Genomic DNA, 19,404 nt, shown 5'->3' on the forward strand with positions numbered 1-19,404 from the left:
CCGCGCCCCGCCGGTCAGGCGGTGAGTCGTCCGATCAGCTCCCGGTACCGGGCCACGGTGCGGTCGATGACGTCGGCGGGCAGCTCCGGCGGGGTGCCCTGCTTGTCCCAGTTCGCGGCGAGCCAGTCGCGCACGATCTGCTTGTCGAAGCTCGCCATGCGCTCCTTCGGCGTCTGGCCGGTGCGCCAGGACTCGGCGTCCCAGTAGCGCGACGAGTCGCTCGTGAGCACCTCGTCGCCGAGTCGCAGCCGGCCGTCGTCATCGGCGCCGAACTCGAACTTGGTGTCGGCGAGGATCAGGCCGTGCGCCTCCGTGGTCGCTGCCGCACGGCGGTAGATCTCGAGCGACAGATCGCGTAGCTGCGCGGCGCGGTCCGCGCCGACGAGCTCGATCGTCTGCTCGTACGAGATGTTCTCGTCGTGCTCGCCGAGAGGCGCCTTGTAAGCCGGGGTGTAGATCGGCTCGGGCAAGCGGTCGCCGTCCTGCAGGCCGTCCGGTAGCGCGATGCCGCACACCGTGCCCTGCTCGCGGTACTCGGCCCAGCCCGAGCCGGTGAGGTAGCCGCGGACGACGCATTCCACCGGGAGCATGTCGAGCGACCGCACGATCATCGCCCGTCCGGCGACGGGGCCGGGCGCGGCCTCGCCCGTGAGGTGGTTCGGGATCGGCTCTCCTCCGTCGCCGCCGGCGAGCTGGTCGAACCACCACAGGCTCAGCGTGGTCAGCAGCTCGCCCTTGCCGGGGATGCCGGGGGAGAGCACGTGATCGAACGCGCTCACGCGATCGCTGGCGACCACGAGGATCCGCTCGCCTCCGTCGGCAGGCGCGTACAGGTCGCGCACCTTCCCCGAGTAGACGTGGTTCCAACCGGGCAGTTCCAGGGCTTCGCTCACGCGCCCATCATCCCACTGACTTCGGCCGCGCCCGATCTTCGGTGACGACCGGCCGTCCGGTCTGATGCGTGCCGCCGCATCGGACCGGACGGCGAGTCCTACTGCACTGCGACGAACACCGGATCGGCGACGAAACCGGCCCTGACCGCGAGCACGCCGTCGCCCGCGGTCGCCGAGGGCACCGAGAGGGCGACGTTGCCGCTCACCGACCCATCCGTGTAGACCTCCGTCGTGCTGTCGAGAGCGTCCTCGGGGACGGCGAACGAGTCCCAGGCATTGATGGTGACCCCGTCGGCCGTGACGTAGTCGATCGCCGTGCCGACCGCGGGCACGCTGCTGTCCGCGCCCGTGTACGTCATCGTCGCGTTCACGAGGATGTACTCGTACCCGTCCTCGGGGGCCTCGTTGAACTCGTTTCCGCTCATCACCGCGTCGGTCGCGGAGCGCGTCACGCTGTTGACGGTCACTGTCCAATCGCTGGTGGAGACGGCACTGCCGATCGGCAGCGGGTTCTCGCGGGAGCCTGCCTCGGGTTCGGCGGGGGACTCCGCCGCGCCCTCGTTTCCTGTTCCGCCGGACGGCGTCGAGACGGTGGTCTCGCCGCTCAGGGCATCGTCGATGGCATTGACCGCCGTGATCGCGAACACGATGCCGCCGACGATGCTCCCCACGATGCTGAGCACGAGCGCCCAGACGCCGACGGCCTTGCGTGTCCCCTTGAGGAAGAACGACACCAGCGCCAGCAGGAAGCCGACGGCGAGCAGGAACCAGCCCAGGCCGAACGCCCCGGGGGTCACGGCGAAGACGAGACCGAGAACGGCTGCGACGAGGGCGATGACGCCGACGGCGTTGCGACGGGGTCGAGCGCTCGCTGCGGACGACGCGGATGAGGCCTCTGCAGACGAGGGCGCGGGCGGGCCCTGCGGCGGCGCCGCGGGCGGCTGGGTGTTGTCGAACGACATGGTGGTCTCTCCTGTTGGCTGTGTCGACCGATGGCGGCTGTCCGCCTCTGCTCGGAAGGCACGTGCGCGGATCGTGACTCGCGTCGCTCTTGCGCGGCAGATGTCTCCCGCACTCAGGATGTGATCGCGCCCCGTCGTCGCCCATCGGCCGTTCGGCTCGCGTCGGGCAGCCGATCGGCTGGACTCACGGCGCCACCGGGACGAGGTGCGGTCGTTCGGCCGCGCCCTACGCTCGGATCCATGTCCCAGCCTCCTCCCGTCTCTCCCTGGCGTCGTATCGCCGAGATGGCGCGCACCGCGCTGCTTATGGGAGCTGGGTGGCTGATCGACACCCTCGGTGTGGTCAACGTGCCGGGGGCCGCCGTCTTCGACCGGGCGGGTCAGCCGCAGATCACCGCGCTGGGCATCGCCGCGTGGCTGCTGATCAGTGCGTGCTGGCTCTCCGTGCCCCTCCGGCGGCGTGCACCCTGGGCGCCGCTCGTCGCGGGAGCAGTGCCGCTGATCGTGGGGTCGACGTACGTGCTCTTCCTCGTCGGGGTCGTCATCGTCACGCGACGTCGGTCGGCCCGGCCCGGCGTGATCTGGGCGATCGCCGCCGTCGCGCTCTTGATCTTCGTCATCCGCGAGCTGCTCACTCCCTGGGGCGCCGCGTTCGGCCACTTCTTCCTGCTCGGGGCGGAGGGCACGGTGGACGCCGTCGCCGCCAGCATCGCCTCGCCGGTCATCGCCGTCCTCTCGATCGCCACTGCGCTGGGCGTCTGGCTCTATCAGCGCACGCGGGGCGAGCGGGACGCCAATCGCGACCGGGCGGATCGGGCCCAGCTGCGGGCCGACGCCCTCGGCGAGCAGGTGGCTCGGCAGGCCGAGCGGGAGAGGCTCGCGCGCGACATTCACGACGCGCTCTCGCACCGGCTCTCGGCGATCTCCTTGCAGGCCGGTGCCTTCGAGGCGTCCGCGGCGACCGACGAGCTGCTCGTGAACCGGGCCCGCACGCTGCGCGAGCAGGCGCACGCGTCGCTCGAAGACCTGCGGGGTCTCCTGGGGCAGCTGCGGATGGAGCGCCCGGCAGAGGACGCGCCGCCGTCGCTGACGTCGATGAAGGCCGTGGGACAGCTGCTGCGGGGACTGCGCGCCGGGGGCACGGCGATCGACGCGTACGTGGTGATCGACGACGCCGACCGCGCCAGCGCCGTGCTCGACACCGCGGTGTACCGGATCGTCCAGGAGAGCCTGACGAACGCGATCAAGCACGCGGCCGGTGCGCCGGTCTCCGTGTATGTCGAGGTGTCGGCCACGACGGGCGCCCGGATCCGCGTGACCAACCCGCTTCGCCCCGGAGCCTCCCTGCCGCCGGGGTCGGGACAGGGCGTGGTGGGCGTCCGACAGCGCGCCGAAGCCCTGCAGGGAACGGCCTGGATCGGCCCGAGCCAGGGCGCGTTCATCGTGGACGTGACGCTTCCGTGGTCCGAACGCGGCTGATGCGGTCCCTGCTCGTTATCCTCGCGACGTGACCATTCTCGAAGCCGTCCGGGCGCACCGCGTCCTCATCGTCGACGACGACGGCATGGCGCGCGCAGGACTCCGGGGGATCCTCGAGACCGCGTCGGACATCGAGGTCGTGGCGGAGGCCGGCGACGGCGCGGGTGCTGTGGAGGCGGCACGCGCGCACCGTCCCGACATCGTCCTCATGGATGTGCGGATGCCCGGCATGTCCGGCGCAGAGGCCACGAGCGCCCTTCTCGCCCACGTCGATGCGCGTGTCATCGCGATCACGAGCTTCGACAGCGAGGACTACGTGTTCCGGATGATCGAGTCGGGAGCATCGGGATTCCTGTTGAAGGACACGGCTCCGCTCGACATCATCCAGGCCGTGCGAACGGTCGCCGCCGGCGACAGCGTGGTCTCACCGCGGAGTACGGCGCATCTCGTTCGGCGCTTCGCCGCGACGTCAGGCGATGCAGCACGCCGGCATGCCGCGGAGCGGTTCGCGACGCTTACCGCGCGCGAGCGTGACGTCGCCGTCCATGTCGCGGGCGGAGCGACCAACGACGAGATCGCGGCCGCCATGCACCTGTCGGTGGCCACGGTCAAGACGCACCTCGATCAGGTCCGTATCAAGCTCGGCGCCCGCAACCGCGCTCTCGTGTGCGTGCTCGTGGAGCGGGCGGGCTTCGGCCCTCCTGCGCTCTGACGACCGCCCGTCCGGGGCAGGATGGAGGGGATGCGCGAGCCCACACCCGACCGATGGCGGCTGGCCGCGGCGGGCGCCCAGCTGCTGGGCGTCGCGGTCATGGCGGCGATCTACGCGCCGCAGCCGCTGCTCGCGGCGATCGCGCGGGAGTTCGGCAGGTCGGCCTTCGAGGCGAACCTGGTGGTGTCGATGACGACGCTCGGCATCGCCGTCGGCGTCTTCCCCGCGGCGTGGCTCGCCGAGCGCGCGGGGCGGGGAGCGGTGATCGCCGCGTCGCTGGGGGTCGGCGTCGTGCTGACCGCGCTCACGGCGTCCGCGACGGAGTGGCCGGTGCTCGTCGCCTCGCGTCTTCTCGCGGGCGTCGTGCTCAGCGGCGTCCTCGTCTCCGCCCTCGTGTGGTCGTCCGAGGCGGCGCCGGCGATGCGCCGTCGTCGCGTCGCGGCGATGTACGTCGCCGGCACGACGGCGGGCGGCATGGCGGGGCGGATCGTCGCGGGCGTCGTCGCGGAGTGGTGGGGCTGGCGCGCGGGGGTCATCGCGGTCGACGCGCTCGTGCTCGCCGCCTCCGTCGGCGGGGTGCTGGCCGTGGCGGCGATGGTCCGCCGTCGGCGCCGGGCGCCGGAGTCGGGCCCGGTGCCGGTGGTGCGACGCGTCGGCCGGGGCGTGCGGGCGCGGCTGTTCGTCGTCGCCTTCGCCGGGATGGCGGCGTTCATGGGCGTGTTCAACGCGATCGCGTTCCGTGTGCACGAGCCGCCCTTCTCGCTCGGGCTGGGAGTGACGTCGCTGCTGTTCCTCACCTACGCGGCCGGCACGGTCTCGTCGATGCGCACGGGGGCGCTGCTGGACCGGATCGGGGTGCGCACGACCATCCTGCTCGGCGCCGGGATCATGGCCGCCGGGGCGGTGCTCCTGCTCGTCGAGCACGTCGCGGCGGTCATCGCGGGGCTGCTGGTGCTCGCCGCGGGGTTCTTCATGCTGCACACCGGCGCGAGCGCGACGGTGCCCTCCGTCTCGCCCCGGCCGTCGGTCGGACAAGCCTGGTACACGCTGTTCTACTACGCGGGGTCGTCGGCCGGGGCCCTGCTGCTCGGGTGGGCGTGGGACGTCGCCCGCTGGCCCGCCGTCACGCTCGCCGCCATGCTGCTGGTGGGCGTCGCCGCGCTGGCGACGCTCGGGCTGCCGCGCCGATCGCGCTGATCCCCGCGCGCGACCCGAACTCCGGACCGAAAGAGGGGTAGGCGTCCGCCGGCTACTGCGCCACGCGGGCGGCGATGTCCGAGCGGTGGTGCGAGCCCTCGAGCGAGATGCGGCCGACCGCCTCGTAGGCGCGGTCGCGGGCGGTGGCGAAGTCCGGCGCGGTCGCGACGACGTTCAGCACGCGGCCGCCCGTGGCGACCAGCCCGTCGTGCGAGGCCGCCGTCGCGGCATGCGCGACGTGCACGCCCGGCACGTCCCCGGCCTCGGCGACGCCGCCGAGCGGGCGCCCGGTGACGGGCTTCTCCGGATAGCCCTCGCTCGCGAGCACCACCGTGATGGCGACGTCGTCGGAGAACTCCGGCTGCGGCTCGTCCTCGAGCGTCCCGGCCGCGGCGGCGAGGAGCAGACGCGACAGCGGCGTGACCAGCCGCGGCAGCACGACCTGCGTCTCGGGATCGCCGAAGCGCGCGTTGAACTCGATGACGCGTACGCCCGCCGGCGTCAGGATCAGGCCGGCGTAGAGCAGGCCGACGAACGGCGTGCCCTCCTCGTCGAGCCGGCGGATCACCGGCAGCGCGACCGCGTCCGTGACGTGAGCGACGAACTCCGCTTCCGATCCGAAGTCGTCGGCGAGCCAGGGCAGCGGCGAGTACGCGCCCATGCCGCCGGTGTTCGGTCCCGCATCGCCGTCGAGGGCGCGCTTGAAGTCCTGCGCCGGGCTGAGGGCGCGGACGGTGTCGCCGTCGCTCACGAAGAACAGCGACACCTCGGGGCCGGACAGGAACTCCTCGACCAGGACGGGGCCGCTCGGCAGGTAGGCGGCGGCGTGGGCGAGCGCGGCGTCGCGGTCCTCGGTCACCACGACGCCCTTGCCGGCGGCCAGGCCGTCGGCCTTCACGACGTACGGGGCGCCGAACTCGTCGAGGGCGGCGGCGACCTCATCCGGCGTGCGCGCGTACGCGGCGCGGCCGGTGGGCACCTCGGCCGCCGCCATGATGCGCTTCGCGAACGCCTTCGACCCCTCCATCTGCGCGGCCGCGCGGCCGGGGCCGAAGACCGGGATGCCCCGCTCGCGGAGCTCGTCCGCGACGCCCGCGATGAGCGGCGCCTCGGGGCCGACGACGACGAGGTCGACGGCGCGGTCGAGCGCGAACCCGGCGACGGCGGCCGGATCGAGCATGTCGAGGTCGACGATCGTCGCGTCGCGGCCGATCCCGGCGTTGCCGGGGGCGGCGAGCAGCTCGTGACCGGCGTCCTCCGACGCGAGGGCGAGGACGATGGCGTGCTCCCGCGCGCCGGAACCGAGGACGAGGATCTTCACCCCGCCAGCCTATCGAGAGGCATTGTCGGCGCACTCTGCGGTCGCACGAGAGGCCGCGACCCTCGCCGACGCCTAACCTGGACCGCATGGCCACCCGCAGGATCGACACCGGTGACGGGCGGGACGCGCTCGCCGCGGTGGCGGCCGCCGTCGCCGCCGACGAGCGCCCGGCACGGGGCGTCCACGCGACGGCGGTGCGCTACCTGCTGCAGCTGCTGGCGGAGAAGGCTCCGGGAAACAGCGTCGAGGTGAGGGTGCCGCCGTTCGGCGCGGCTCAGGTGATCCAGGGGCCGCGTCACACCCGCGGCACGCCTCCCAACGTCGTGGAGATGGATCCGCGGACCTGGATCGAGCTCGCCACCGGTGCGATCGGGTGGGACGAGGCCTCCGCCCAGGGCCGCGTGCACGCGTCCGGGGTGCGCGCCGACCTGTCGCCGGTGCTGCCGCTGCGCCCCTGAGCGGGCTTCGATGGAGCGTTCGCGGGGCAGACGCACGACCCGTATTCAGGAAGGGAGTGGAAGAATCGAGGTCATGCCCACGCCCCCCGAGAAGCCCGCCGAAGAGCTCGTCGCCGAGCAGGCGGCGGTGCGTCGGTCGCCGCGGTACGGGGTGTTCGCCGGTCTCGGCGCTGCCTTGGGCGTGATCGTCGCGATGATCCTCGCGACGGCATTCGACGGCAGCGGCAACCCCAGCCCGTTCACGGAGGTCGTCTACTCGCCGTCGCAGGCGTTCGGCTTCATCCTGCTGTGGTGCGTGCCCGCCGGCATCCTGCTCGCGATGATCGTGGCGCTCGTGCTCGAGTGGACCATCGGCCGCCGCACGCGTCGCGTGTCCGTCGTCCACGAGACCCTCGCCGACTGACGCGGGACGATCCGTTGCGGCACCGCTGACGACCGCTCGAGCGGATCGCGGAGTCCTACACTCTGGGGCATGACCCCCGGCACGAACGACGGCCTCGGTCTCGGCGCGTGGCGCAGGGAGCCGAAGACGCTCACGCTGCGGGCCGTCGACGTGCCGGACGACGCGCCGACGCCGTTCGTGATCTTCGCGGAGTCGGATGTCACGAGCGTGCCGCTCGAGTGGGAGCCGCACGCGCATCCGATGCACGAGCTCGTCTGGGTGCGGGGCGGCACGCTGACCGCCCGCGTGGACGACAGGATCTTCACCGTCCCGGAGGGGCGAGGTCTCTGGCACCCGGCCGGCACGGTGCACGCGGGGCGCCTCACCGCGGGCGTCGAGCTGCACGACGCGTTCTTCGCGCCGGAGCGGACGCCGTTCACGAGCGCCGACTCGGCGGTGATCGAGATGACGCCGGTGCTGGAGTCGCTGCTCGGCCATCTCGCGCGGCGAGACCTCGACGACGATGCAAGGGCGCGCGCAGAGGCCGTCGTGTTCGACGTGCTCCGCCCCGCCGACGCGTCGCTCGCGCTGCCCATGCCGGCCGACGACAGGATCGACGCCATCGTCGCGGAGCTGCTGGACGATCCGGCCGACTCGCGGTCGCTCGAGGAGTGGTCGCACGTGGTGGGCATCAGCGGACGGACGGTCGCCCGCGCGTTCCGGGAGGCCACCGGCCTGTCGTTCGCGCAGTGGCGTCAGTCGTTGCGGATCCACCGGGCCGTCTCCCTGCTCTCGGAGGGGTGGGAGGTGCAGGACGTCGCGGCGCAGGTGGGCTATCGGCAGCCGAGCACCTTCATCGACGCCTTCCGGCGGGTGATGGGCACGACGCCGGGTGCCTTCGTCGCGCTGATGGCGGGCACCCACTCGGGTGTCTGATAATCCGTACTGACTGTCCACGACTCCTGATTGCGGTCAATCCGCGGGAATCGTAGTCTGCCTGAGGCAAGGCGATCCTTACCTGCTGCGCCGATGTCAGCACCGAGGTCAGCGGAGGGAACGCGATGCAGGACGCCGCGCTCGCCGGATCGGGTCTCGTGCTGAGCCACGGGCGCACAACGGTCGTGCACGGCGTCTCGTTGGCCCTGCGGGCCGGCCGCGTGACAGCCCTCGTCGGTCCCAACGGAAGCGGCAAATCGACGCTGCTCCGCTCGCTCGCCCGCCTGCACGGCCTCGACGACGGCACGGTCAGCGTCGCCGCGGGCGACGGCTCGGGCGGCACGCGGCCCGCCGGCCTGCTCAGCGGGCGCGAGTTCGCGCGGGAGGTCACCCTCTTCTCGCAGTCGCGTCCGGTGCCGCAGGGCCTCGCCGTCAGCGACGTCGTCGCCTTCGGCCGCCATCCGCACCGTCGGCGCTTCGCGGGGCTCTCGAGCGAGGACCGCGAGGCGATCTCGCGTGCGATGGACGTCACGGGTCTGCACCCGATGGCGGACCGCGCGGTCGGAGAGCTCTCGGGCGGCGAGATGCAGCGGGTCTGGCTGGCGGCGTGCCTGGCGCAGAGCACGGCGGTCGTGCTGCTCGACGAGCCGACCAACCACCTCGACCTGCGCTACCAGATCGAGACGCTCGACCTCGTGCGCGACCTCGCCGACGAGCACGACGTCGCGGTCGGCATCGTGCTGCACGACCTCGACCACGCGGCACGCGTGGCCGACGAGCTGCTGCTGCTGAGCGCCGGCCGGATCCACGCCGCAGGCGCGCCCGGCGATGTGCTCACCGCCGCGAACATCGGCGACGTCTACGACATCCGCGTCGAGGTCGGCGTCGACCCGCGCAGCGGCAGGCTCCGCATCGATCCCATCGGGCGCCACGACGTGCAGCGGCACGCGGCGGCCCCGAGCCCCACCAGAGAGGACCCCTCATGATCCGCTTCCGTCGTCTCGCGGCCGTCACCGCGACGATCGCCGCCATCGGCCTCACCGCCACCGCCTGCGGCACCACCCAGGTCGATGCCGCCGCCCCTACGGACGCCGCCGGCGGCACGTCCGAGGCCTGCGCCGCGGACACGACGGCGACGTCGACCGAGCCGGTGACCATCGTCGACGGCGTCGGCCGCACGGTCGAGCTCGACAAGCCCGCCGAGCGCGTCGCCGTGTTGGAGTGGCAGCAGATGGAGGACACGCTGACGCTGTGCATCAGCCCCGTCGCCGTCTCGGACGTCGACGGCTACAGCACCTACGTCAGCGCCGAGACCCTTCCGGAGGACGTCGTCGACGTGGGCGACCGCGGCGAGCCCGATCTCGACGCGCTCTACGGTGCCGAGCCCGACCTCATCGTCGTCGAGGCGTACTCGGCCGACGACGAGCTGATCGCCCAGCTCGAGAAGGGCGACGTGCCCGTGCTCGCCACCGTCGGGGCGGACGCCTCCGGTCAGATCGAGAACATGAAGGGCGTGTTCTCGATGATCGCCGAGGCGACGGGGCGCACCGAGCGTGCCGAGCAGGTGCTCGCCGACTTCGACGCGCACCTGGCCGAGGCGAAGGAGAAGGTCTCGAGCGTCGATCTGCCGACGAACGACTTCGTGTTCTTCGACGGGTGGATCCAGAGCGGCAACGTCGTCATCCGTCCCTACGGCACCGGCGCGCTGTTCACGGAGCTCGGCGAGCAGCTCGGCCTGAGCGGCGCCTGGACCGACGAGATCGACGCCGCGTACGGCGACGGCGGCGTCGACCCGTCCTACGGCCTCGCGCTCACCGACATCGAGGGACTCACGGCGGTGGGCGACGCGAACCTGATCTACGCCGAGGGCGACCCCGCGGACAGCTACGTCGTCGAGCTCGAGAAGAGTCCGATCTGGACGTCGCTGCCGGCGGTCGAGGACGGCCGTGCCTTCGCGTTCCCCGGCGGCATCTGGGGCGCCGGCGGACCCCTGTCCAACGAGCAGGCCATCGACGCGTTCGTCGAGATCCTGACCGCGGAGTGAGCGAGGCGCCCGCCGCCGCACCCGCGCAGCGCGCGCTGCCCCGCCTGGGCCTCGGGGGAGGCCTGGGCGGGGCGGCCGTGCTGCTCGCCCTCGCCGTCGCCGTGTGCCTCGTCGGCGCCTGGCACGTGACGCAGGGCACCAGCGGCGTCGGCGCGTGGGACCTCCTGCGGTACGCCTTCGGCGCGCGGGAGAGCGTCGGCGGCGTGCCGGTGTCGGAGATCCTCTCCGGCTCGCGGCTGCCTCGCCTCGCCGCGGGCGTCGCCGTCGGCTTCGCGCTGGGCGCCGCCGGCGCGATCCTGCAGTCGGTGACGCGCAACCCCCTCGCGTCTCCCGACACGGTGGCGGTGACCGCCGGGTCGTACTTCGCGCTGTCCGTCGTCGCGGCCTTCAACCTCTCCGTGCCGCTCTGGGCCTCCGGGGCCGTCGCGTTCGTCGGAGGCCTCCTCGCCGCGGCCGTGGTGCTCGCCCTGGCCGGCGGCGCGAGCACGGCGACCACGCGGCTGATCCTGGCGGGCTCCGCGATGGCGATGGCGCTCGACGCCGGGACCGCGGCGCTGCTGATCCTGTTCCGAGAGAACACGACGGGCCTGTTCGCGTGGGGCAGCGGCTCGCTGGCCCAGCTGAACATCGACGCCTCGGCGCGCGCGACGCCGCTGATCCTCGTCACCGTTCTCGCCGTGCTGCTGCTCTCGCGTCGCCTGGACGTGCTGCGGCTCGGCGACGACACCGCCTCGTCGCTCGGGGTCCCCATCCGTTCCACCCGCCTGGTCGCGGTGCTCGCCGCGGTGCTGCTGACCAGCACGGCCGTCACCGTGGCCGGCCCGATCGCGTTCGTGGGGCTCGGCGCGCCGGTGGTCGCGCGGCTCCTGGCCGCGCGCGTCCGCGTCCTGCACCGTCACGTGCTGCTCGTGCCCGTCGCCGGCCTGCTCGGCGCGCTGCTCGTGCTGCTCGCCGACGTCGCCCTGCGGCTCGTCCTCGGCGCCGAGGCGGCCGCCTCGATCCCGACCGGCGTGCCGACGGCGCTGCTCGGCGGCGTGCTGATCGTCGTGCTGGCGCTGCGCCTGCGGGACGCCGGCTCCGCCCGGCCGCCGCGGGCGCGCGGCGGGGTGCGCACGCGACGGTCGTTCGTCGTCGCGCTGTGCGTCGTGGGAGTGCTGCTGGCGGCGGCGGGCGTCGTCGCCGTGCTCGCCGGCAGCCTCTGGCTGCGCACCGGCGACCTGGTGCTGTGGGCACAGGGGGCGGCGCCCGGTCTCGTCGGGCGCGCGCTGGACGAACGCGTGCCGCGCGTCGCCGCCGCTCTGCTCGCGGGCGCCGCGCTCGCGCTGGCGGGAACCGTCGTGCAGGGCACCGTCCGCAACCCCCTGGCCGAGCCGGGCCTGCTCGGCATCACCACCGGCGCGGGCGTCGGCGCCGTCCTCGTGGTCACCACGCTCGGCGGCGGTCGCCCCGTGCTGATCGCGCTCGCCGTCGTGTGCGGACTGGCCGCCTTCGGCCTGATCTCGTTCCTGGCCTGGCGCGGCGGACTGCTGCCGGACCGCTTCGTCCTGATCGGCATCGGCGTCGGATACGCGCTGAGCGCCGTCATGGCGTTCATGCTGCTGCGCGCCGACCCCTGGGACACGCCCCGCATCTACACCTGGCTCTCGGGCACCACCTACGGGCGCTCGCTACCGGACGTGATCCCCGTAGCCGTCGCGCTGCTCGTCGCGACGCCGGTGCTGTTCGGGCTGCGACGGAGACTGGACCTCGTGTCCATCGACGACGACACGCCTCGGGTGCTGGGGATCCGTCTGGAGCGGACCCGGATCGCGGTGCTCGCGATCGCCGCCGTGCTGGCCGCCGTCAGCGTGGTCGCGATCGGCGTCGTCGGGTTCGTGGGCCTGGTCGCTCCGCACCTCGCCCGCGCCCTCGTCGGTGCCCGACACGGCCGCATCATCCCCGTCGCGATGATGCTCGGCGCCCTGCTCGTCTGCGTGGCGGACCTGCTGGGGCGCACCCTGATCGCGCCGTCCCAGCTGCCCGCGGGACTGATGATCGCCCTGATCGGCGCCCCGTACTTCGTCTGGCTCCTACGGAGGTCCCGCGCCTGACGCGGCGACCTGTCGTCGTGGTGCCCGTTCGCTCAGGCGAGCTCGCGCAGGATCGGCTGCATGGCGGCGTCGAAGGCCGCGACGTCGCCGCGCAGGCTGTCGGAGACCGCGACGGTCAGGGCGCCGATCCACCAGATGCCGCGCTGCGACAGCGGCAGCACCTGCACGTTCAGCCGGAAGTCGTGCGCACGCCGCCCGGCTCGACGTTCGAACTCGACCACGGCGCCCGCGTAGCCGCGGTACGACCTGCGCAGCCGCTCGTACCTGTCGGCGGCCTCGTGCGCGTACGCGAGCGCGCTCGCGCCGTGCGGCAGCGCCGCGTCGCGCAGCGCGACGGCGTCGGCGGGCAGCGCGACGTGCGTGCCGAACCCGTCGACCAGCTCGAGCGGCGCGGGGGAGTGGTGCGCCTCGGGCTCGACGGTCATGTCCCAGTATCCCCGCCACAGCCGCTCGACGTCGTCGACGGCGTCCTCGCCCCGGGCCACGCCGCGCAGCTGCGGCAGCGCATCCGGATGCCTGACCCCGAGCGCCTGGCGCAGATAGAGCGCGACCAGCACGGACGCGCTGCACTCCTCGTGCACCTGATGCCAGTCCGGCTGCGCCATGCGGCCATTATCCCCTCAGGCCGCCGGCAGGCGGGGCTGTGGCCTTCTCCGCGTATCTCGGCCGGTAGTCTGTCAGCGTGGCCGACGCACCCACCCCCTCCTCCCCGCAGTCCTCCTCCTCGACGTACGCCGAAGCCGGCGTCGACACCGCTGCCGGCGATCTGGCGGTCGAGCTGATGAAGTCGTCCGTCAAGGCGACGCACGGCCCCGAGGTGCTCGGCGGCGTCGGCGGGTTCGCCGGGCTGTTCGACGCGAGCGCGCTCGTGGGCATGAAGCGCCCGCTGCTCGCCACGAGCACCGACGGCGTGGGCACCAAGGTGGCGATCGCCCAGGCGATCGACAAGCACGACACGATCGGACACGACCTCGTCGGGATGGTCGTCGACGACATCGTCGTGGTCGGGGCCAAGCCGCTGTACATGACCGACTACATCGCCACGGGCAAGGTCTTCCCCCAGCGGATCGCCGACATCGTGCGCGGCATCGCCGAGGCCTGCGCTCTCACCGGCACCGCGCTGGTGGGGGGCGAGACCGCCGAGCACCCCGGGCTGCTGGGCGCGAACGACTACGACGTCGCCGGCGCCGCGACCGGTGCGGTCGAGGCGGACGCGGTGCTCGGTGCCGATCGCGTGCGAGCCGGTGACGCGGTCATCGCGCTCGCATCGAGCGGCATCCACTCCAACGGCTTCTCCCTCGTGCGCCACATCGTCACCCGCGCCGGCATCTCGTACGGCGACCGCGCGGCCGATTTCGGCACGACCTGGGGCGAGGCGCTGCTCGAGCCGACCCGGCTCTACACGACCCCCCTGCTCGAGCTGATCGCGAAGCTCCGCGAAGAGGACGGCGGCAGCGCGGTCCACTCGCTGAGCCATGTCACGGGCGGCGGCATCGCCGCGAACCTCGCGCGTGTGCTGCCCCGCGGGACGTGGGTCGACGTCGACCGCGCGACGTGGTCGCCGTCGCCGATCTTCCGCGTGCTGAGCGACGTCGCCGGCACCTCGCTCGAGTCGAGCGAGGGCACCTGGAACCTCGGCATCGGCTTCCTGGCCGTGGTCGCGGGCGATCAGGCCGACGAGGCGGTCGCGCTGATCGAGAGCGCGGGCATCTCGGCATGGCAGGTCGGCGTGGTGAGCGACGCCGCGCTGCCGGAGGGCGACTTCGAACAGGGCGCCAAGGGCGTCGACGGCGGGGCCGTGCGGCTCGTCGGAGCCTATTCTCACGACAACGTCGCGGACGGAGTGAAGTAAGTCCCCATGTGCGGCATCGTCGGAATGGTCGGGCGCGCCCCGGTCAACCAGGACATCTACGACGCTCTCCTCCTCCTCCAGCACCGGGGTCAGGACGCGACCGGCATCGCCACCGCCGAGCCGAGCGGCGTGATGCACACGCACAAGGCGAGCGGGATGGTGCGCGAGGCCTTCCGCACGCGCGACATGCGCTCGCTGCTCGGCAACGTCGGTCTCGGGCACGTGCGGTACGCGACGAAGGGCACGGCCTCGAGTGAGGAGGAGGCCCAGCCCTTCTACGTGAACTCGCCGTACGGCATCATCCTGATCCACAACGGCAACCTCACCAACACCCGTGAGCTGACCGCCGACATGGGCCAGCGCGACCGCCGGCACCTCAACTCCTCGAGCGACACCGAGCTGCTGCTGAACGTGCTCGCGAACGAGCTGCAGGCCACCACGAGCCCCGTCGACCTCGAGCCCGAGCGGATCTTCGAGGCCGTCTCGCGAACGCACCGCCGCATCGAGGGCGCCTACGCAGTGATCTCGATCATCGCCGGCTACGGCCTGCTGGCCTTCCGCGACCCGTTCGGCATCCGCCCCCTGATCCTCGGCCGCCGGACGGGCGAGGACGGCACGGACGAGTGGGTCGTGACCAGCGAGTCGCTCGTGCTCGAGAACGCGGACTACGAGATCGTCCGCGACGTCGAGCCCGGCGAGGCGGTGTTCATCACGAGCGACGGCGAGCTGTTCACCAAGCAGTGCGCCGACGAGCCTCAGCTGATGCCCTGCTCGTTCGAGTACGTCTACCTCGCCCGCCCCGACTCGATCATGAACGGCGTGCCGGTCTACGAGTCGCGCCTGCGCATGGGGGAGAAGCTGGCCGCGACGATCGCGAAGCACGTGCCCGAGGGGCTCATCGACGTGGTCATGCCCATCCCCGACTCGTCTCGTCCCGCGGCGATGGAGGTCTCGCGCGTGCTCGGCATCGAGTACCGCGAGGGCTTCTACAAGAACCGCTACGTCGGCCGGACGTTCATCATGCCCGGCCAGGCGGCACGGAAGAAGAGCGTGCGCCAGAAGCTCAACGCGATGTCGAGCGAGTTCAAGGGCAAGAACGTGCTGCTGATCGACGACTCGATCGTGCGCGGCACGACGAGCAAGCAGATCGTGCAGATGGCGCGCGACGCGGGCGCGGCGTCGGTGACGTTCGCGTCGGCGGCCCCGCCCGTCCGGCATCCGCACGTCTACGGCATCAACATGCCGTCGCGGGAAGAGCTGATCGCGCACGACCGCACGATCCCCGAGATCGCGACCGAGCTCGGCTGCGACTACCTCGTGTACCAGGAGGTCGAGGACCTCAAGGCCGCCATCATGGAGAGCGCGCAGGACGGCGGAACGTTCGACGACCTCGACCTGAGCTGCTTCGACGGCCGCTACGTGACCGGCACGGTGAGCGCGGAGTACCTCGCCTGGGTCGAGGGCACGCAGAGCTCCTGAGCCGGCGGCGTCCCCGGCTCCCGGATGCGGGATGTCCGGCGGCGTCTCGCTCGTTTGCGCGCACCGCGAAAGGCGGCACGGTCGATGACCGGGCCGCCTTTCGCGGTCGCGTCAGTGAGGGAGGGAGTCAGGCCTGCTGAGCCTGATACTCGTCCTCGTCCTCGTCCGAGTCGTCGCTCTCGTCGCCGTACAGGTCGGCCCACTTGTCGACGTACTCGTTCTCGTCGCTCGGGTGCCCGAGCTCGCGCTCGAGCGCCGAGTAGTTGACACTCGGGCTGAACGACTTCAGTTCGCGGGCGAGCTTGGTGTGCTTCGCCTTCTGACGGCCACGGCCCATGGGCGAGACCCCCTCACGTGTGGCTGCCGGGAACATGCCCGGATGCGCTTGTCTGAAACCGGCAGGGACGCCGGTGAAGAGTAGAGTTCAGATTACCACGCGGCCCTGGCGCCTCGGCCGGCCGCGGCAGCGGAGAGGGGTCTGAGATGACCGAACAGCCGATGGATGAGGCGGCGGGCAGCCGCCGCGAAGCGCCTGTCGACGCAGCGCTGCAGGGGGCGGTGATCGCCGCGGTGATCCCGGATCAGTCGCCTCGGGTCCTGAAGGCGGCCGCCCGGTATGCGGCTCTTCTCGGCGCGCCGCTCGCCGTCGTGCATGTCGACGTGACCCGCTTCGTGACCTACGAGGATCCCGACGGGTACGTGCACTCGGCTCCCGTCGACATCAACGTGCAGGCGGGGGAGGGCGAGCTCCAGGTGGTGCGGTCCGCGGCCGAGACGCATCTGGCGAACACGAGCGTCTCGTGGGAGGTCCGTCAGCTGGTCGGCGACCCTGCTCTGGCGATCAAGAGCCTCGCCGAGAAGATCGACGCGTCGCTGATCGTCGTCGGCACGCGCAAGCGCGGCTTCGGCGAGTCCATCCGCGAGTTCTTCACCGGCTCGGTCGCCGCGCGGCTCTCGCACCGCCAGCACCGCCCGATCCTCGTCGTGCCGCAGGACGCCCCGCTGGGCGACGACGAGGCCTTCCCGGAGGTCGAGGGCTGACGAGCGGACAGGCGGGAGCCCCGGGGCCTGCCGGCCTCGGGGCTCCCGCCGTCTGAGGGAGGGCGCCGGCTCAGCGGCGCAGCGCCTCGCCGATCGCCCGGGCGGCGTCGTCGAGCGACGTGTTCAGGGCGTCGACCACGTCCGACGCGAGCTCCCCGCCTCGGGCGACATGGGTGCGCAGCTCGCCGCGCACGCGGCCGCGGAACTCGGCGATCGCGGCCTCCGCCCGCTGCAGCTGCTCGCGCGAGCGCACTCGGGCGTCGTCCGACGCGGTCGTGGGAGATTCGCGCGGCGCCTGCGTCGCGGCCGCGGCGAGATCGGCGCGGAGGCTCCGCATCGCCTCCCGCACGTTGAGGCGCACCTCGTCGGCGATCAGCCGCACGGTGTCGGCGAGCCCCGCCTCGATGCCCTCGATGTCGCCGGCGCGCTCCTGCAGCTCGGCGCGGCCGGCGTCGGTGATCTCGTAGACGGTCTTGCGGCCGTCGGTCGTCTTGGTGACGAGGCCCTCGTCCTCGAGCTTCGCGAGCCGGGGGTAGATCGTTCCGGCGCTCGGCGTGTAGGTGCCGCCGGTCCGCTCGGCGAGCGACTGCATGATGTCGTAGCCGTGACGCGGCGTCTCGGCCAGCAGGTTCAGCAGGTACAGGCGCAGATCTCCGTGGGAGAACACCGGGGGCATCAGATGCTCCCCTCTTCAGGTCCCGACGTCTCGGCGGGGGCGGACGGCTCGGCGGGTGCTGCGGCCTCGGCGGGTGCCGACGCCCCGGTCGTCTCGGCGGCCGCGCGTCGCAGCACGGTCACGTCGCCGGAGACCGTGTTGGCCCGCACGTCCACGAACGTCCCCGAGAGTTCGCCGTGGGACGTGTTGACGGTGCTCGGGCCGCCCGAGGAGCGGACGACGCCGTCCAGCACGATCTTCCCGCTGGCCGAGCGGACGAGGTAGTTCGCCGCGAGGCCGTCGTCGAGGCGCAGGGTCGCCGCGCCGCTGACGGTGTTGATGGACACCGAGTCGATCGTCCCCTCGCCGTCCACGATGGTCGCGCCGGAGACCGAGTCGACGGACGCCCGTCGGACGCGGCCGCTGACGGTCACGTCGCCGGAGACGGTGTTCGCCGAGAACGCGCCGTCGAGCCCGCGCGCCTGGACGTCGCCCGAGACGGCGTTGGCCGACAGGTCGCCGGACAGGCCGTCGACGAGCACGTCGCCGGAGACCGTGTTGACACGCGCGTCGTTCGCGAGGCCCGCGACGAGGGCGCCGGCGCTCACGACGCCGAGCGTGAGGGCCACGTCCCGCGGGACGGCGACGCTGATCTCGGCGCGTGGCCCGCCGGATCCGAAGTTCCGGAACACCTCGAGGAAGTTGTCCCAGCGCAGCTGCGGGTGGTCGATCTCGAGCTCGTCGCCGGAGACCTCGATCCGCAGGTCCTTGACCGTGACGCCGTGGACCTCCACGCGGGTGCCGGGCTCGTCATGGCCGATGATGTCGATCTGGCCGCCGGCGAGGCCGACCTTGAGCCGGTGCACGTCTTCGAGGTCAATGACACGGTGCTGACCGGGCTGGACGATCCATTTCTCCAGAGTCATGGCTCTGCATCCCTTCGCGATGAAGTCGAGATATATCTCGATAGGAGGATTAGACACGATATATCTCGAGTTGTCCAGCCCCTCCTCCGGGCGCCTGCGCGGAGGGACGGCGCCCGACGCCTTTCGGGGACAGGCGGCAGTGGCGCGCGCCCGTAGGCTGAGCCGGTGACCAGGCAGCCGATCCGGTGGGCGATGCTGCCGCTCGTCGTGGGCGGCGGCGTCATCGGCGTCGCGGTGCGGGAGGCGCTGCTGCTGCCGTTCGCCGGCCAGGCCGGCGACGGCGGGCTGTCGCTCGGCGCTCTGCTGGCGACGATCGGGATCAACACCGTCGGCGCCGGCGTCCTCGGACTGGTCGTCGGCGGGCTGGCCGGCGGGCGACCGCTGCTGCGCGCCTTCCTCGGCACCGGGGTGATCGGCGGCTTCACGACCTACAGCGGCTTCGCCGTCCTGCTGGCCGAGCCTCTCCGCGAGGGCCTGGGCCTCGCCGCCGCGGCGCTCGCCGCCGGCGCCCTGATCGCCGCCGCCGCATGCGCGACGCTCGGCCTGCGGGCCGGCGCCGACATCGCCCGCAGGAGGGGAGCCCCGTGAGCCCCGCCGTGCTCTTCCTTCTGGTCGCCCTCGCCGGCGGAGTCGGCGCCGGCCTGCGCTGGCTCGCCGACGTGCTGCTGTCGCGGCTCCTGCCGTCGGGCTTCCCCTGGGCGATCCTGGTCGTCAACACGACGGGGTCGTTCGCCCTCGGTCTGATCACCGGCGCCGCCCTCGGGACGGAATGGCTCGCGGTGCTCGGCACCGGCCTGCTCGGCGGGTACACGACCTTCAGCACCGTCGCGGTCGACACCCAGGTGCTGGCGGGCGAGGGGAGAGGCGGCGCTGCCTGGGCCGACGCGCTCGGCACGCTCGCGCTCGCCGTGGCCGCGGCGCTCGCCGGTCTGGCGCTCGGCGCGTCCGGATGACCCGCTGAAAGTCTCCGGATAACC

Annotated in this window: 21 protein-coding genes; 14 read left to right on the forward strand and 7 right to left on the reverse strand. The window is 72.6% G+C overall.

Annotation, left to right across the window (positions count from 1 at the left end; genetic code table 11):
- Nucleotides 1-14 precede the first annotated feature (14 nt).
- Nucleotides 15-893 carry a phosphoribosylaminoimidazolesuccinocarboxamide synthase gene (locus tag K5S26_RS16545; protein WP_221860238.1) on the reverse strand — a complete coding sequence of 293 codons (879 nt, stop codon included), beginning with the start codon at nt 891-893 and terminating at the stop codon, nt 15-17.
- 98 nt (nt 894-991) lie between these two features.
- Nucleotides 992-1,855 carry a DUF308 domain-containing protein gene (locus K5S26_RS16550; RefSeq protein ID WP_246604166.1) on the reverse strand — a complete coding sequence of 288 codons (864 nt, stop codon included), beginning with the start codon at nt 1,853-1,855 and terminating at the stop codon, nt 992-994.
- 240 nt (nt 1,856-2,095) lie between these two features.
- Here K5S26_RS16550 and K5S26_RS16555 point away from each other — a divergent pair, with 240 nt between their 5' ends.
- The 3 genes from K5S26_RS16555 to K5S26_RS16565 are packed head-to-tail and all read left to right on the forward strand — an operon-like array spanning nt 2,096 to nt 5,243.
- Nucleotides 2,096-3,334, forward strand: a complete 1,239-nt coding sequence (locus tag K5S26_RS16555; RefSeq protein ID WP_221860240.1) for a sensor histidine kinase — start codon at nt 2,096-2,098, stop codon at nt 3,332-3,334.
- A gap of 28 nt (nt 3,335-3,362) precedes the next feature.
- Complete coding sequence (locus tag K5S26_RS16560; RefSeq protein WP_308123040.1) at nt 3,363-4,046, forward strand: response regulator; 684 nt, start codon at nt 3,363-3,365, stop codon at nt 4,044-4,046.
- Nucleotides 4,047-4,076: 30 nt separating this feature from the next.
- Nucleotides 4,077-5,243 carry an MFS transporter gene (locus K5S26_RS16565; protein ID WP_221860242.1) on the forward strand — a complete coding sequence of 389 codons (1,167 nt, stop codon included), beginning with the start codon at nt 4,077-4,079 and terminating at the stop codon, nt 5,241-5,243.
- A 52-nt stretch (nt 5,244-5,295) separates the two neighbouring features.
- Here K5S26_RS16565 and purD read toward each other — a convergent pair whose 3' ends face one another.
- Nucleotides 5,296-6,564, reverse strand: a complete 1,269-nt coding sequence (gene purD / locus K5S26_RS16570) for a phosphoribosylamine--glycine ligase (protein WP_221860244.1) — start codon at nt 6,562-6,564, stop codon at nt 5,296-5,298.
- A gap of 86 nt (nt 6,565-6,650) precedes the next feature.
- On the opposite strand from purD, the gene K5S26_RS16575 reads away from it, so the two are divergent.
- From K5S26_RS16575 to K5S26_RS16600, 6 genes are all read left to right on the forward strand, one after another.
- On the forward strand, nt 6,651-7,022 hold the full coding sequence (locus tag K5S26_RS16575; RefSeq protein ID WP_221860246.1) for a sterol carrier family protein: 372 nt from the start codon (nt 6,651-6,653) through the stop codon (nt 7,020-7,022).
- A 73-nt stretch (nt 7,023-7,095) separates the two neighbouring features.
- Nucleotides 7,096-7,425, forward strand: a complete 330-nt coding sequence (locus K5S26_RS16580; protein ID WP_221860248.1) for a potassium transporter Trk — start codon at nt 7,096-7,098, stop codon at nt 7,423-7,425.
- A 69-nt stretch (nt 7,426-7,494) separates the two neighbouring features.
- Nucleotides 7,495-8,340 carry a helix-turn-helix domain-containing protein gene (locus K5S26_RS16585; protein ID WP_221860249.1) on the forward strand — a complete coding sequence of 282 codons (846 nt, stop codon included), beginning with the start codon at nt 7,495-7,497 and terminating at the stop codon, nt 8,338-8,340.
- 125 nt (nt 8,341-8,465) lie between these two features.
- The gene (locus K5S26_RS16590) at nt 8,466-9,326 is read left to right on the forward strand and encodes an ABC transporter ATP-binding protein (RefSeq protein WP_221860252.1); all 861 of its coding nucleotides are present in this window, start codon (nt 8,466-8,468) and stop codon (nt 9,324-9,326) included.
- Nucleotides 9,323-10,384, forward strand: a complete 1,062-nt coding sequence (locus K5S26_RS16595) for an iron-siderophore ABC transporter substrate-binding protein (protein WP_221860254.1) — start codon at nt 9,323-9,325, stop codon at nt 10,382-10,384. Before K5S26_RS16590 ends, K5S26_RS16595 begins: the two co-directional genes overlap by 4 nt.
- Entirely contained in the window at nt 10,381-12,474 is a 2,094-nt protein-coding gene (locus K5S26_RS16600) for an iron ABC transporter permease (RefSeq protein WP_221860256.1), read from the forward strand. Before K5S26_RS16595 ends, K5S26_RS16600 begins: the two co-directional genes overlap by 4 nt.
- Nucleotides 12,475-12,506: 32 nt before the next feature.
- On the opposite strand, the gene K5S26_RS16605 is transcribed toward K5S26_RS16600, so the two are convergent.
- A complete protein-coding gene (locus K5S26_RS16605; RefSeq protein ID WP_221860258.1) occupies nt 12,507-13,079 on the reverse strand; it encodes a zinc-binding alcohol dehydrogenase in 573 nt (190 codons plus the stop codon).
- Between the two features lie 77 nt (nt 13,080-13,156).
- Here K5S26_RS16605 and purM point away from each other — a divergent pair, with 77 nt between their 5' ends.
- Together purM and purF are read left to right on the forward strand one after the other, a co-directional pair.
- Nucleotides 13,157-14,326, forward strand: coding sequence for a phosphoribosylformylglycinamidine cyclo-ligase (gene purM / locus K5S26_RS16610; RefSeq protein ID WP_221860260.1), 1,170 nt, complete (start codon nt 13,157-13,159; stop codon nt 14,324-14,326).
- A 6-nt stretch (nt 14,327-14,332) separates the two neighbouring features.
- The gene (purF, locus tag K5S26_RS16615; protein WP_221860262.1) at nt 14,333-15,805 is read left to right on the forward strand and encodes an amidophosphoribosyltransferase; all 1,473 of its coding nucleotides are present in this window, start codon (nt 14,333-14,335) and stop codon (nt 15,803-15,805) included.
- A 127-nt stretch (nt 15,806-15,932) separates the two neighbouring features.
- Here the strand turns inward: purF and K5S26_RS16620 are convergent, their stop codons facing one another.
- Nucleotides 15,933-16,142 carry a DUF3073 domain-containing protein gene (locus K5S26_RS16620; protein ID WP_221860264.1) on the reverse strand — a complete coding sequence of 70 codons (210 nt, stop codon included), beginning with the start codon at nt 16,140-16,142 and terminating at the stop codon, nt 15,933-15,935.
- A gap of 146 nt (nt 16,143-16,288) precedes the next feature.
- On the opposite strand from K5S26_RS16620, the gene K5S26_RS16625 reads away from it, so the two are divergent.
- Nucleotides 16,289-16,846 (forward strand): universal stress protein, encoded by a 558-nt coding sequence (locus K5S26_RS16625; RefSeq protein WP_372454420.1) that lies wholly within the window; start codon nt 16,289-16,291, stop codon nt 16,844-16,846.
- Between the two features lie 70 nt (nt 16,847-16,916).
- Here the strand turns inward: K5S26_RS16625 and K5S26_RS16630 are convergent, their stop codons facing one another.
- Together K5S26_RS16630 and K5S26_RS16635 are read right to left on the reverse strand one after the other, a co-directional pair.
- On the reverse strand, nt 16,917-17,522 hold the full coding sequence (locus K5S26_RS16630) for a PadR family transcriptional regulator (protein WP_221860266.1): 606 nt from the start codon (nt 17,520-17,522) through the stop codon (nt 16,917-16,919).
- Nucleotides 17,522-18,427, reverse strand: a complete 906-nt coding sequence (locus K5S26_RS16635) for a DUF4097 family beta strand repeat-containing protein (protein WP_221860268.1) — start codon at nt 18,425-18,427, stop codon at nt 17,522-17,524. The genes K5S26_RS16630 and K5S26_RS16635 overlap by 1 nt, the downstream gene beginning before the upstream one ends.
- 165 nt (nt 18,428-18,592) lie before the next feature.
- On the opposite strand from K5S26_RS16635, the gene K5S26_RS16640 reads away from it, so the two are divergent.
- Nucleotides 18,593-19,015 carry a CrcB family protein gene (locus K5S26_RS16640; protein WP_221860270.1) on the forward strand — a complete coding sequence of 141 codons (423 nt, stop codon included), beginning with the start codon at nt 18,593-18,595 and terminating at the stop codon, nt 19,013-19,015.
- Nucleotides 19,012-19,380, forward strand: coding sequence for a fluoride efflux transporter FluC (locus tag K5S26_RS16645; RefSeq protein WP_221860272.1), 369 nt, complete (start codon nt 19,012-19,014; stop codon nt 19,378-19,380). The genes K5S26_RS16640 and K5S26_RS16645 overlap by 4 nt, the downstream gene beginning before the upstream one ends.
- Nucleotides 19,381-19,404 lie beyond the last annotated feature (24 nt).

This window comes from Microbacterium marinilacus, from assembly GCF_019753765.1.
GTDB lineage: Bacteria > Actinomycetota > Actinomycetes > Actinomycetales > Microbacteriaceae > Microbacterium > Microbacterium marinilacus.